13 protein-coding genes and 1 pseudogene are annotated in these 14,128 nt (G+C 40.6%); 5 read left to right on the forward strand and 9 right to left on the reverse strand.

From position 1 onward, the window contains the following. Positions 1–2: 2 nt before the first annotated feature. Positions 3–2,369 carry an EAL domain-containing protein gene (locus tag V7654_RS09810; protein ID WP_335430159.1) on the reverse strand — a complete coding sequence of 789 codons (2,367 nt, stop codon included), beginning with the start codon at positions 2,367–2,369 and terminating at the stop codon, positions 3–5. A 384-nt stretch (positions 2,370–2,753) separates the two neighbouring features. Between V7654_RS09810 and V7654_RS09815 the strand changes: the two genes are divergently transcribed. Together V7654_RS09815 and V7654_RS09820 are read left to right on the forward strand one after the other, a co-directional pair. Beyond that, positions 2,754–2,891, forward strand: a complete 138-nt coding sequence (locus V7654_RS09815; RefSeq protein WP_335430160.1) for a hypothetical protein — start codon at positions 2,754–2,756, stop codon at positions 2,889–2,891. A gap of 244 nt (positions 2,892–3,135) precedes the next feature. Continuing rightward, a pseudogene (locus tag V7654_RS09820) lies at positions 3,136–3,462 on the forward strand (DUF3939 domain-containing protein); the annotation flags it as partial. Positions 3,463–3,650: 188 nt separating this feature from the next. On the opposite strand, the gene V7654_RS09825 reads toward V7654_RS09820, so the two are convergent. Next, the gene (locus tag V7654_RS09825; protein ID WP_335430161.1) at positions 3,651–4,121 is read right to left on the reverse strand and encodes a YidH family protein; all 471 of its coding nucleotides are present in this window, start codon (positions 4,119–4,121) and stop codon (positions 3,651–3,653) included. 81 nt (positions 4,122–4,202) lie between these two features. Here V7654_RS09825 and V7654_RS09830 point away from each other — a divergent pair, with 81 nt between their 5' ends. Together V7654_RS09830 and V7654_RS09835 are read left to right on the forward strand one after the other, a co-directional pair. After that, complete coding sequence (locus V7654_RS09830) at positions 4,203–4,907, forward strand: DUF421 domain-containing protein (RefSeq protein ID WP_335430162.1); 705 nt, start codon at positions 4,203–4,205, stop codon at positions 4,905–4,907. Positions 4,908–5,024: 117 nt separating this feature from the next. Beyond that, positions 5,025–5,288, forward strand: a complete 264-nt coding sequence (locus tag V7654_RS09835; protein ID WP_335378723.1) for an ArsR/SmtB family transcription factor — start codon at positions 5,025–5,027, stop codon at positions 5,286–5,288. Positions 5,289–5,315: 27 nt separating this feature from the next. Here the strand turns inward: V7654_RS09835 and V7654_RS09840 are convergent, their stop codons facing one another. The 3 genes from V7654_RS09840 to V7654_RS09850 all read right to left on the reverse strand — a co-directional run bounded on the left by V7654_RS09840 (position 5,316) and on the right by V7654_RS09850 (position 8,546). Next, a complete protein-coding gene (locus tag V7654_RS09840) occupies positions 5,316–6,251 on the reverse strand; it encodes a cation diffusion facilitator family transporter (protein ID WP_335430163.1) in 936 nt (311 codons plus the stop codon). Between the two features lie 482 nt (positions 6,252–6,733). Further along, complete coding sequence (locus V7654_RS09845) at positions 6,734–8,143, reverse strand: SpoVR family protein (protein ID WP_335430164.1); 1,410 nt, start codon at positions 8,141–8,143, stop codon at positions 6,734–6,736. Positions 8,144–8,222: 79 nt separating this feature from the next. Continuing rightward, a complete protein-coding gene (locus V7654_RS09850; protein ID WP_335430165.1) occupies positions 8,223–8,546 on the reverse strand; it encodes a DUF3889 domain-containing protein in 324 nt (107 codons plus the stop codon). A 227-nt stretch (positions 8,547–8,773) separates the two neighbouring features. Between V7654_RS09850 and V7654_RS09855 the strand changes: the two genes are divergently transcribed. Continuing rightward, the gene (locus V7654_RS09855; RefSeq protein WP_335430166.1) at positions 8,774–9,028 is read left to right on the forward strand and encodes a YhdB family protein; all 255 of its coding nucleotides are present in this window, start codon (positions 8,774–8,776) and stop codon (positions 9,026–9,028) included. A 108-nt stretch (positions 9,029–9,136) separates the two neighbouring features. On the opposite strand, the gene V7654_RS09860 is transcribed toward V7654_RS09855, so the two are convergent. From V7654_RS09860 to V7654_RS09875, 4 genes are all read right to left on the reverse strand, one after another. Next, positions 9,137–9,796, reverse strand: coding sequence for a response regulator transcription factor (locus tag V7654_RS09860; protein ID WP_335430167.1), 660 nt, complete (start codon positions 9,794–9,796; stop codon positions 9,137–9,139). 42 nt (positions 9,797–9,838) lie between these two features. Continuing rightward, positions 9,839–10,954 (reverse strand): GAF domain-containing sensor histidine kinase, encoded by a 1,116-nt coding sequence (locus V7654_RS09865; protein ID WP_335430168.1) that lies wholly within the window; start codon positions 10,952–10,954, stop codon positions 9,839–9,841. Between the two features lie 387 nt (positions 10,955–11,341). After that, entirely contained in the window at positions 11,342–12,064 is a 723-nt protein-coding gene (locus V7654_RS09870; RefSeq protein WP_335430169.1) for an SDR family oxidoreductase, read from the reverse strand. An 83-nt stretch (positions 12,065–12,147) separates the two neighbouring features. Further along, positions 12,148–13,893, reverse strand: coding sequence for a phospho-sugar mutase (locus tag V7654_RS09875; protein ID WP_335430170.1), 1,746 nt, complete (start codon positions 13,891–13,893; stop codon positions 12,148–12,150). Positions 13,894–14,128 lie beyond the last annotated feature (235 nt).

The raw sequence follows: 14,128 nt of genomic DNA on the forward strand, positions 1-14,128 counted from the left end.
GCTCAATCAATTACATGAAGCTGTGGGGATTTATTCATCATTGCTTCATATTTTGTTGACGGCAGCGGAGGTGAATAGAAATATCCCTGAACCTCAAGGCAGCCAAGCGACTTCAGCAAATCAATCTGCGATTTGGTTTCGACTCCCTCTGCAATTACCTTCAGCTTCAGATTATTCGCCATTGATACGATTGTTGAGATGATCTCCCGGTTCTCCTGTGAATCCGAAATAAAGCTTTGATCAATTTTCAAGCGATCAACAGAGAGTTTACTCAAGTAACTTAATGAGCTGTACCCTGTTCCGAAGTCATCAATACTTACTTCAATGCCAATCCGCCTTAGAGCCTGGAGCTGGGCATTAATGCTGTCTTCTTTCTTAATCATGATGCTTTCAGTTACTTCAATTTCGATCATATCTCCCTTGAGGTTAAACTCCTTAAGGGCTTGCTCCATGAATGTAACAAAATCTTCCTGATAAAAATGAATGATTGATATGTTGATCGAAGTCCGGGGCACTTCATATCCCAGTTCTCTCCACTTTACAAGCTGTTCGAACACTTGCCGGATAATCAGCCTTTCCAGAGGGACAATTAAATTGGCCTCTTCTGCGATCGGAATGAAAACGCCTGGAGGAATCATTCCATGGAGGTGATGCTTCCACCTTGCCAGCGCTTCCGCACCGGTAATCTCATTGGTCGATGCGTTATATTTGGGCTGGTAGAAAACGGTCAGTACATTATTATTGATTGCATTCCGCAGGTCGTTTTCGAGTTCAAATTTGTTCAAGCTTTGGTCAATCATGCTCTTATCAAAAAACTGGAAATGATTTGACCCATTTTCCTTCGCTTTATACATCGCCATATCGGCATATTTCAAAATTAATTCAAGATCATTGGCATCACCAGGAAAACTTGAGATTCCAATGCTTGCTGTAATAAGAAACTCCATTCCCTCGGCAAATATCGGTGACTGGAACGCTTTTACAACATTTGAGGCAATTACCTCTGGTTTGCAAGGTCCAGGAGCAAGGATGGCAAATTCATCTCCGCCAATCCTTGCGATCAAACAGTTTTCAGGAATGACTTCCGTAAGCTTCTTCCCAATTTCCATTAAAATTTTATCGCCAAAAGAATGGCCGAATGTATCATTAATTCTTTTAAAACGGTCAAAATCAAGATAAATTAACGCAAAGTTTTCACCCTTGATAAATAGCCCTGACATTACCTTTTCTAAATTGCGCCGATTGGGCAAATTGGTGAGTTCGTCATGGTATGCAAGATATTCGATAAGCTTGTCTGCCCTTTTCTTTTCGGTAATATCCCTTACGATCCCGAAAACGCCAACGACCTTATCTTTTACTATGATTCTTACAGCTGTGATTCTCACATTTGCAGACGTAAGATCCCCTTTCTTAAGCGATGTTTCAATCACTTTTGTTTCTCCGCTCAGGACCTTCATAAAATATTCTTTAATCATCTTCTCTTCTTCACTACGGTCAATCAACTGGATAAAATGAAGCCCGGCCAACTCACTGGCTGAATATCCAGTCAGTTCAGCTGCTTCTTTATTGACATTAAGAATATTGCCTTTTAGGTCAACCCTAAAGACGGCATCGGGATTGTGGTTGAACAACGATAAATGTGACTGGACATTTTTCATGATCAACCTTTCTCCAAATATGTCTGGAACGAGCATAAATAACAAGTTCGCTGCCGCCATAAAAATGAAAGGAGCTATAAATGCGTATTTTCCTGCCCCCTCTGGTGCCGCAACAATTGAAGTCAGCAAAATATAGGGAATACCAGCCAACGCCATTCCTCCAAACACACAGCCAGTATATTTATACTTTCTCACAAACTCGTATATATCCTCATTTGTGATTTGCATTAAAAACCTAAGTAACGAAAAAGCTGTTACTAAAATGAACAAATACGAAAAAGCAAGCAGCACAGGTTGGACATCAATAGCATCTTTAAAAATAATTGAGAAAGCCCCGTAGTCCGCGACAATGATGCTTGTCCCTATCAACACACTAGTGAAAATATATTGTGAAGTGTTCGCAATATCCCTTTGTGCCAAATGCAGGGCAGCGTATGATCCGATACCACAAATGCCAAAAAATAAAATAAAATACAAATAAAAATTACTTGTAGAAAAAGGCACGCCAGCAGAGATAATCACGAATAAATGAGTTAGCCAAAATGTCAATGCCAGCAGTAACGAATAAAAGACCATATTACGTCTTTTTCTGTCTGTTTGCCTTTTGACTTGCCTGCTGAATTCAACAGCGATCATGCTAGTGATTATTGAAAAGACAACAGTTAAGGCTACGTTATTAAAATCGAAAATGTATATGCGGGGAATATCCATCCTGCCCCTCGTTTCTTAAGAAATTTTTCCGGTCTATTTATCATTATTATACAGTAATAGCAGTTAAGATCGGCTTATTTTATGAATATTTTCCCAGACTTTTATACTAGTACAGTGAATATATACCCACTCAACATTCCATAATTATCCTGGATTTAATCTAATAGAGGCAGGAAATAAGAAATTTTAATCACCGCAGGCTCGGCGAATAATTCCCATTCTTCTGCCCTGCTCCAAATGCTATTGCGACACTTATTTTATCGACAGCATCTAAACAATATTAAGAGATTTGAACAGGTTGTTTCCGCTTTCAAACAGGTACTGATTTAACACAGCCTTTCTTTAAAGAATGGCATCCCTCGTAATTAGGGAGGAGGGATTTTTATGAAACTGTATCAAAACAGAACCTCGAAACGGAATTCCTTTTGGAATTCATTGATGAAAATGCCAAACTTCCATTTCAAGTTATGGATTGCTTTTTCCAATCAGTTTATAACGGTTATAGGATTGGAACGTCATTAGACAGTGCTTTCGGGTAGTATCCTTTATTAACTGTCATAGGTGTACTGGGAGGTGCTGCAGGAGTTTTTCTATATTAGAATGTCTTTTCAAGAAGACGCAATCTAGAAGAAGCTTCTAAAGAGGAAGGTAAAGTCTGGTCTGTTATCTGAAGTTACGGTTGAAGATGTACGAAAGGCAGGTCGCGTCTATTCTAATCAATTGCCATAAGGTGTGAACCGGAAAATCCTGTTAAAAAGACGATCACAGTATTGATTTTGAACAGCTTGCAACAACTATGAAAGGAATCCCTTCGCGGAAGTTTTATATGTCGAAGGAAACGTATGATATTTTTGAGGAAAACGAAAAAGAAACCACGATAACGATCGATAAAATACAAAAAGCTGTCTACCTATATGTAAAAGAAAATAATCAATTTCCCATGCTTCCATATGATCCATTAAACTGGGTCAACTATTACCAGATACTTCAGACACACTGTCTTGACGCCCAGCCTGATATTGAACTTTATATAACAAATTACGACGGGCTGGTAACCCATATAAAGCCTAAGAAGAATAGCACAGGAAATTGATACAGCGATTCCTCTAATTTGGATTCGCTTTTTTCAGCACTGCGATTTGCTGATTATTGCTTGATGAGTAACCATACCTTGAAATCCAAGCTGATTCCGAAAGATTTCCTTCAGGAAAACCCTAAAAATACAGAATCCGATTTTTGCTTTTAGTAGTGGAAAGCAACTTTTTTACGAATTGTCCTTATTTAGAACATTATGCTTATTAGATAAAAGCCAAGCAACATAAAAATCAGGAAGATGATTGTTGTTGAGACCTTTATAAGTTTATTGGCTGAAGCGAATGTCTGACTGTTGATGTTCTTTCTCACTGCAAAATAGTGGATTGTCGCAAAAATCAGGATGATTATACCAGCTATCAAAGAAAAGACGCTGACAAACACTGCTATTGTATCAGCAATCTCGCTGACTAAACGGATATTGTTGAAATGCAGGCTCGAAGCCAGAAAACCGATTCCTATAATTGCAATGGAAGTTCTGACCCAAGCAAGATATGTCCGTTCATTCGCTAGATGCTGCTGGATATATTTTGACTCAAGTGATTTATCTTCTTCCAAGCTCTTCACTCCCCATGTTTTCTCTTTATTTTTCAGGATCTGCTTTCTTCCCATCATCCAGTTTACCACTATAGCTTTATATTTTACTTCTACTGTGCTCATCTTCCATCCACTTACTACCTGTTTTATTTTCCATCCTCTTGGGAATTAGTTAGTCAACTTGAATGTTAAGAGGTGGAACCTATGGTTTATCCTTTACTGGCAGTAAAATTAGCATTTGGACTTGCCGCGCTGGTCATTGTCACTAGACTGCTTGGAAAAAAAGAAATGTCACAGGTTACTCCGTTCGACTTCGTCTATGCGATTGTACTCGGAGGACTGGTCGAAGAAAATCTTTTTAAAAAATCTCCATCCTCCATTTTGGAAATGTTGTTTGGCATCGCAGTCTGGGCATTATTAATCTTTATAGTTGATAAAACAACTCAGAAATCAGACAAACTTAAACCTATTTTAAAAGGGACGGCAAAGCACCTTATAAAAGATGGAAAAATTCTAATAAAAAATCTTGAGGAAGCTGAGCTGGAAATGGAACAGTTAAGTTCACTCTTGAGATTAAAAGGTGTATTTTCAATAAAAGATGTAAAAGAAGTGATACTTGAAACGAGTGGTGACATCAGTGTCCTTCTTAAAGCAGGAGTGCAGCCAGTAACTTATGAAGGTTTGGATATCAAACCGCCAAAAATGGAGATCCCTCATTTCATAGTTGATGAGGGCAAGCCGGTAAGGAAAGGGCTTGAAAAATTGGGAAAGGATGAAAACTGGCTCTATCGAACACTCAAAGAGTACGGAGTAAATGATATATCCAAAATTTATTTTGCTGAATGGTCGGAAACAGAAGGATTTTATATCCAACTTTGCAATTCCACCAATAAAAACAAGACAGAGTGAGCATGCTGTGATTTTTCTTTTTGATTGATACGGTATAATGAAAAGAGGAGGCTGATTCTGTTGGAAAATGAGAAAAAAGAATTTCCTGATTTTGAACTTGATGAAGAAACATTATTTATGGTATCCCAAACTTTCAAAGCACTCTCGGACCCTACCCGCCTTAGAATTTTGCACCTTCTTTTCCATGGTGAGCATTCTGTGAATGAAATCGCTGAAAAGCTCTCTCTGCTGCAGTCGACTGTTTCCCATCAGCTTCGATTCTTAAAAAACCTCAGACTGGTCAAATTCCGGAGAGAAGGTACTACCCTGTTTTATACACATGACGACGAGCATGTAATTGAACTATTAAAGAAAAGCATAGAACATGCCAGCCATCATTGATTGGCTGGCATTATTTCTATTCCCATATTAATTGCATGGTTTATGCGCACATGGACAGCCGTTCTCCTCGCCTTCAACCTGTAATGTGCTGTGCTCGATTCCAAAATCGTCATGCAGTAATTCCTGAGCTTGATGAAGGACTCGATCATGATACCCTTCCCCCGCAACGGCAATGTGGCCGCTTAGCATGGATACACCTGAAGTAATCGACCAGACGTGGATATCATGAACATCTGTAACGTTCGGGATTTTCATCAGCGCATCCTTTACTTCGTTTACCTTGATTTGTGCAGGTGTGCCTTCCATCAGGACGTGGAAAGACTCTTTTGTTACTCTCCAACCGCTTATGATAATTAGAATCGCAACGGCGATACTTGCGATTGGGTCAGCCAGACCCCAGCCGAAGAAATAGATGAGTAATGCTGCAGTGATTGCTCCAACAGAACCAAGCATATCACCAAGCACATGTAGGAACGCACTTCTTACGTTCAAATTCTCATCCTTGTCACCGCTCATCAGAATCCATGCAGCAATGATATTTACAATCAGGCCAATGACCGAAATCGTCAGCATGCCCATGCTCTGTACCTCTGGAGGATTTATTAAGCGGTGGTAGGCTTCATAAAATATATAGATTGAGATCAAAATCAAAGTCAGTCCGTTTAAAGCAGCAGCAATGATCTCAAATCTTTTATAGCCGAATGTCTTCGACTGTGTCGCTTTCCGTTCACCAAGCTTCATTGCGAACAAGCTAAGTCCTAAGGCTGCCGCATCACTTAGCATGTGACCTGCATCCGACAACAGCGCAAGGCTGTTCGTCAAAATTCCTCCGATGACCTCAACAACCATAAAGGACGCTATTAACAGGAAAGACCAGAATAATGCTTTTTTATTGTTAGTATGGCTGTGGCTGTGCCCGTGACTATGTCCATGACTGTGGCCGTGTGAATGGTGATGACCCATAGATGATCGCCTCTCTTTCTGTCTATATATGAATATATGCTCATATATATAATTATGACTCAATGTTGAAAAAGGTTCAATCTATTTTTAAGAAGGTTCTTATCGTATAATTTTTTGCTTTAAATAGGTTGATTTCCACTCCAGGATGCTCGCTTTCAAACAATTCATTAAAAACAACAATCATTTAGAAAACAGCCTTACTCAACTACATTTGATTTTCATTGATACCCATTGCGATTAATGGCTGCAGTAACAGCATTTTATAAACTACCACACCTGTTGTTATAAATACCTTTTTAGTATTGATTTTACACTGAAAAATAAAAATATTTATGTAAGTAAATTAAACTACCTCATTATTTGGGACGAATTATTCCATAGTCACAACATAAATTCCATAATTATTTCTGTTATAATTGCCTCAATTAAACCAAAACCAACAAATATAAAAAACCGCTGAAATCAGCGGTTTGATTGAAAATCTATAAGTATTTCCGGTGGATGCCTTTGCCATCATATGTGTACAGCATCGCCCTTCCCTCGACGATCGTCTCAATGTGGCATTTTCGGCCCCACAACTGGTGTATATACGGAAGCACCTTTTCCAGGTATTTAATATCCAATTCAATTCCTTCGTAGCCGTGCTGGATATAAAGCTCTCCATTTTTCAGATAGTCGCCGTCGGTAACAGACAAATAAGGAAATCCCCCATTTACCCTCATGCTGACTAGCTGGTCACGAACCTGCTCCCATGCTTTGTCGACTACTTTGTATTCCCTTCCTTGCTTTTGGAAAAGATACATATCTTCCCGCATGACTAGATCTTTTGTCAGGTAGTTGCGCAAAAAGGAGATATCCGATTCAATCTCTCTGACCTCAAACATTTTTTCACGACCTGAACCAGGTTTTACTCCGTGCCGTTTCATTTCCTCTGTAGGATTATTATAGCGTTCCTCAATGTCCTCGAATATTTTTATCCCAAGATAATAAGGATTGATCCCTGTCTTCGAAGGCTGAACAACACCTGCATTCAGCTTGGCGAATTCAATCGCTTCACCGCTCGTCAAATCCATCTCTCTGAGAATTCTTTGATGCCAGAATGAAGCCCAGCCTTCATTCATGATTTTCGTTTCAAGCTGCGGCCAAAAGTACAGCATTTCTTCGCGCATCATCGTTAAGATGTCACGCTGCCAATCAGCCAGGTAGGGGCTGTAGCTTTCAATAAATAATAATAAATCCTTTTCAGGACGCGGTGGAAACTTCTTTTTCTTTGGAGCTTCTTTTTCATTGGACTTCTTTGATTCAAGTCCCCACAAATCATCATAGGGAGTTGCGCGCGGTGCAGGATCATCCTCTAATTCATCCTCAGCAGACCATGAGAGCTTCGGTCTCATCAACGATGGATCGATATGCTCCTCAATGGCAAGCACTGCGTCGAGGAAGGATTCTACAGCTTGCTTCCCATGCTCGATTTCATACCTTCTAATCCTATCGGCAGTAGCTGCCATACTTTCAACCATATCACGCTTCGTGTTCTGGAATCGGACATTATTTTTGAAGAAATCGCAATGCGCCAGAACATGGGCAACAATGAGCTTGTTTTGAATCAAGGAATTTGAATCAAGTAAAAAGGCATAACAAGGATTCGAATTGATGACAAGTTCATAGATCTTCGAAAGGCCGAGGTCATAGTGAAGCTTCATTTTATGAAATTGTTTTCCAAAGCTCCAATGCGAAAATCTTGTAGGCATACCATATGCACCAAATGTATAGATGATTTCTGCAGGACATATTTCATATCGCATCGGATAAAAATCAAGACCGAATCCCTTGGCGATTTCGGTTATCTCAGAAATGGCATATTCCAATGACTTTTGATCTTCTGACACCATCTCTCCCCCTTTCACTTCTTACCACAATGTATGAGCAAAAAGGGAGAAAGATGAACGGGTTATCGGGTTTGCAAAAACTTTACTGCTGTGTTTGTTCGGTCACGGTAAGGTTCAGCAGCCTATTGTTTTTCAAATCATGTGTGATTTGTACAGTGGCAAGTAAAGGCTTGCCGTCAGCCGTAACTTTGAATTGAAAAGAATCGACAACTTGGCCATCACTCAATTGTTTCCTGCCCATATATTGATAATCCCTGACTTCTTCACCAGGAAAATCTTCTTTGATGACAGCAGTGGCAATTCGTCCGTATTTTTCGTAGTCAGGCCTTTGGGCACTGACATCAAGACTATTCATGCATAACAGAATAACCAGTGTGGCAAACATAGGTGCAAAATATTTTTTCATTAAACATGCTCCTTTTCATGGGTTATTTTATTTTCCATCAGTTATAAGTTGAATATGTACAGGATAGCCAGAGGAAAAAATACCCTGTTTACACTGCAGCAAAAAGGGATTAGTTTATACAGGTAAAACTTGAAAATCCCTGCAAACAGGGACGACCAACATTTTCTGAGAAAGTTCCCGCTTCAACTCCATATAATATTATCAACTCCTTACAAGGAGGAACGGATATGAATAAATCGGATTATGATCGTGCCTTATATTACACGCACCGATCGCAATGGGATAACCTGCTCATTTTGATGGTCAGGACAGACGACCAATTTCTGGCCAAAAAGATCGAACATTTTCTCCACGCTTACAATTTTGAAAAAGACTATTCTGTCATTGAAAAACGCCTGTATTCTTTGCTAAGATACATCGACCATGCAAATGAAGCCGCCGGCGATGACTTCCTGGAAACCGCTGTTAACGGCTTGATCTAAAATGAGAATTCCACCAAAAAAACACGGCCACCTATATTAAGGTGCCGTGTTTGCTTTGTTTTATCCGAGCCATTCACCTGTAAAACTTTCCATTCAATGCATGCAAATTCAAGCTGAAGGTGGCTGCTGATCGACCAACTGGTTTCGTACTGCATATAATGCAGCCTGAGTACGGTCGGCAAGTCCAAGCTTTGCCAGAACGTTTGATACATGTGTTTTCACTGTTTTCTCGGTAATGAACAAGGAAGATGCAATTTCTTTATTGCTTTTCCCGCTGGCGATCTCCTTAAGCACCTCCAGCTCACGCTTAGTAAGATCATCTATCGGTTTTCTTTCCTGCCTGTTATTGCTTGATAAATGTTTCATTACAAGGGACGTAGCCTTTGGGTGAAGCTGGTCCTCCCCATTCATGATTCTCTTGATGGACGAGACGAGTTCGTCAGGCTGAATGTCCTTTAATTGATACCCTGACGCCCCCGCTTCAACAGCTGGTATAACATGTTCCTGATCGGAAAAGCTTGTCAGCATCATGATCTTTATCTCGGGTATTTCTGACTTAATAATTTTGGTCGCCTGGATGCCATCCATTTCTGGCATGATCAAATCCATCAGAATTAGATCAGGATTCAATTTTCGCGCAAGCTCCACTGCTTCCTTTCCATTTGCTGCCTCACCCACGACCTCTATCATTTCCTGAGTCTTTAGGAAAAAGACTAATCCCCTTCGGACAACATGATGGTCATCTGCGATCAGAACTCTAATTGCCATACTCCGTTCCTCCCTTATTTCTATATTTAAGACAATAAAACTTTATACTGGAATGGTAACTATGATAGACGTACCTTCATCCATCTTGCTTAAAAGCTCGAGTTTCCCGCCTAATGCTGCTGCTCTTGTCTTCATGCTTTTTAAGCCGAGGGATGGAATTTCTTTGTTCGGATCAAAGTTGAAACCACAGCCATCGTCATTTATAGTCATTGTCACCAGCTCGTTTTTGATTTCTAGTTTAAGCTCAACTTTTTCAGCCTGTGCATGCTTTTTGCAATTCGCAAGAGCCTCCTGACCAATTCTCCATAGTGTTTCCTCCACTTTTCCGGGCAGGCTTGATACACCCGAGACTTCGGTTTCAAGGTGCAGCCCCAGCATTTCTGAATAACCAGCGAGCGCACAAATGATCCCATTTTCTAGACCTCGGGGACGAAGCTGCCAAATAAGAGCCCTCATTTCACCCTGAGCTTCCTGGGCTAAATCCTGAATATAAGCAAATGTTTCCTTCACCTGATCAGTGTCCGACATTTCAGCTCCGGCTCTCGCTGTCAGACTAAGCGAAAACAATAGCTGATTTACTGAGTCATGGAGATCCCTTGCCAGCCGGTTTCGTTCAGCTGCCAGAGCCAAATCATGTTCTTGCTGAGTCAGCTTTATTCTTTTAATTGCGGTACCAATTTGGAACGCGATTGCCTCGAGCAATGCAAGCTCCTCAACTTTAAAATGAGTCTTATTTGGCGAGCCTACATTGAGGACACCAAACTTTTCATCTCCTGCTCTTAAAGGAACTGTTGCATGATGTGTCAGTCCATTCGTCTCACCACTATTATTGATGATTGCATCCTCTATCCTCTTGCATTCAAATATGTTCGTGGCTTTATTCAAACGGCCGTCATTATATCGATCCACACACCAGCAGCCGCCATGGCACATTGGTTCATATTTATTCAATGAAAGGGCTGGGGGAAGTTCAGCTTTCGCAGCCAGCTGGTAGCCCCCTTGTTCATCTACCAGAAAAATCCACCCTGTTTCAAGTCCTGTAATATGTAAAAGCTTTGCTAAAACCTCTGTTAAAACCTGATTGATTTCTGTTCCCTCATTCAGTAATTCAGCAATTTCCTTCAAAATACTGATTTCTGAATTCTTCCTTTCAACCATCAAGATCCCCCCATTTTTTTCATTATATCTTTTTTGGAAAAATTACGCTTTCGAAAAAAGTCTGAAATCTCCTCAGCCAAAAGTAGCAGTAAAAACTCTTAAGGTCACCAAGTGGCCTTATTGGTGACCTCTTTTTCAAATTTTTGTTCTTTTAGGCCACCAAGAGGCCATATTGATGACCTCTTTTTCAATTTTTTGTTCTTTTAGGCCACCAAGAGGCCATATTGGTGACCTCTTTTTCAATTTTTTGTTCTTTTAGGTAACCAAGAGGCCTCTTATGATAATCAACCCATCTATGACTGCACCTATAACCTCAGATTAGAAGCATTTAACTTTCTTTAAACAAAAAATCCGAAGAGAAAAAATCTCTTCGGACCTCAATTTATATTAAGCAATCGGATAATTCTGGACTAGCGGGTGAATAACGATTTCATCAATCAGCATGTGTTTAGGGGCCGATGCCATATACACTACAGCGTTAGCGATATCCTCCACCTTCAGCCAATCATGTTTTTCAGGAAGTCCTTGTTCGGAGTTGGCAAAATACGTATCTACCATGCCCGGGTTAATTGTTCCAACGCGGATTCCGAACTCTCTCACTTCCTGGGCAAGCGAACCGCTGAAGCCCTGTACCGCATATTTGGTTGCAGTGTAGGCACTTCCGTTTGGAATTGTATATCGGCCGACATCTGAGGAAATCGTAATGATCGTACCTGATTTACGTACCTTCATATGCGGCAATACCGCTTTTGCGCCAAGGAATACTCCCTGTACGTTCACTTCAAATAGCTTCTTCCATTCTTCGACTTCCACTTCCTCAGCCAACTTGAAAAAGCCGATGCCCGCATTATTGACGAGAACGTCGATCTGGCCATACTGATGAAGCGTTTTTTCGACCAGGTTCTGAACCTGCTGCTCTTCGCTGACGTCCGTTTGGACTGCAATTACATCAGGAAAACCCTTCTGCTTCAATTCCTCAGCAGTTTGGATAATATCTTCAGAGCTGCCAGCAAGAGCAAGCTTCATTCCCTGTTCAGCCAATTTGAAGGCAATCTCTTTGCCAATCCCTCTTGATGCTCCTGTTACTATTGCTACCTGATCTTTTAACATGTTACTACTTCCTTTCTTTCTGCAGAAACCATAGATGTTTTACGATTATGAATAAGCAATGAAGTTTACGAAAATAGAAAAGCTTATAAATTCTTAGCTGCTTCCATTTTTAACTCAACCAAATCCATGAAGTCTTGCTCGATTTTTTGCAATTTTTGTTTGCTATCAGCAAGGCTCTTGTCGTTTACTCCAAAGTAAAACTTGATTTTTGGTTCGGTTCCTGATGGGCGAAGGCACATCCATGAACCATCCTCTAGATAGTATTTAATGACATTTGATGATGGTAGCTCAATTTTTTCTTCCACCTTGTTCTCATCCATTCTTATTCCTGTTAAATAATCTTCCACAGCAGTAACTTTCAATTCCCCAAGATTCTTGATTGGCTCCGAACGGAAGACTCCAAGCGTCTTCTGGATCAGCTCAGCACCTTCTTTTCCTTTTAAAGTAAGGGAACGCAAACCTTCCTGATAATAGCCATATTCTTCAAAGACACTTTGAAGAGCTTCATACAATGACATGCCCTTCTTTTTGTAATATGCACATACTTCAACGCCAAGCATTGCTGCCTGCACAGCATCCTTATCGCGTGCGAAGTCTCCGATTAAATAGCCATAGCTTTCCTCATACCCAAATAAGAACCTGTACGCTCCTGATTCCTCATATGCTTTAATTTTTTCAGCAATGAACTTAAATCCAGTCAGGACGTCGATTGTCTCTACTCCAAATGATGAAGCGATATTGCGGCCAAGTTCAGAGGTAACAATTGTCTTTAACACAACGCCATTTGCAGGCATCGTCCCTTTTTCCTTCTTCTGAGTCAAAATATAATGAAGAAGCAGTGATCCCGTTTGGTTTCCGGTCAACACAACGTATTCTCCCTCTTCATTCTTGACGGCAATGCCAAGGCGGTCAGCATCAGGATCTGTTGCGATTAATATATCCGCATCAATTTTCTTCCCCTCACGGATCGCAAGCTCAAATGCAGCATGCTCTTCCGGATTCGGGCTTTTGACAGTCGAGAATTCTGGGTCAGGCAGCTCTTGTTCTTCAACAACCTTGACGTTCTGGTATTTCAAGTTCGTTAAGATATTGCGAACTGGCATGTTTGCCGTCCCATGCAGTGGCGTGAAAACCACTTTTACTTCTGCTTCGTCCGCTAATGTTGGATTTTCGGAAATCGTCATCAGCTTCTCAAGATAAGCACGATCCACTTCAGGTCCGATCATTTTGATCAAGCCCTTTTCCTTCAAATCTTGCTCGTCCATTACTTCAATTGATAATTCATTTTCAATTTCGTTCACCTTTGCGATTACCTCGTCCGCGCTCTCAGGCGGAAGCTGGCCTCCGTCATAGCCATATACCTTATAGCCATTGTATTCAGGAGGATTGTGGCTTGCTGTAATCACAATACCTGCGTATGCGTGCAGGTGGCGGACAGCAAAAGATAACTCAGGTGTCGGCCTTAATTCTTCGAAAACATATGTCTGAATGCCGCGTGTCGCAAGTGTCTTTGCAGCCTCCATCGCAAATTCCGGTGATTTATGGCGGGAATCATAGGCGATTGCGACACCGCGTTGTTTTGCCTCTGCTCCGTGTTGTTCTATGTATGCAGCCAGGCCCGCAGAGGCTTTTCTTACCGTATATAAATTCATCCGGTTTGTACCTGCGCCGATTTCCCCGCGCATGCCGCCCGTTCCGAATTCTAGATCCTTGTAAAAAACTTCTTCTAAATGCTGGCCATTCTCTTTAATTGAGTCTAATTCTGCTTTAAGTTCCGGGTCCAATCCAGCAAACCCTAGCCATCTTTCGGCTTTCATTTTCCAATCCATTGAATGCCCTCCTGAAGAAAAAATTTAAAATCGTACAGCTAATTATAAAACAATATTGGCTTATTTAGATAATTTTTATCTAAATTACCTATATTGTTAGTTCGATATCGTGAAAGCATTTCCCTTTCATGTATAAAGGGGTTTTGTGATTATTTTGTGGCTTTAATTGTTAATGGGATTATTAAATAGATTTTTTTTAGAAGGCTGTGTTAAATCAGACTGTTGATTTCCGCTC

Source organism: Bacillus sp. JJ1609 (genome assembly GCF_036967045.1).
Classification (GTDB): domain Bacteria; phylum Bacillota; class Bacilli; order Bacillales; family Cytobacillaceae; genus Mesobacillus.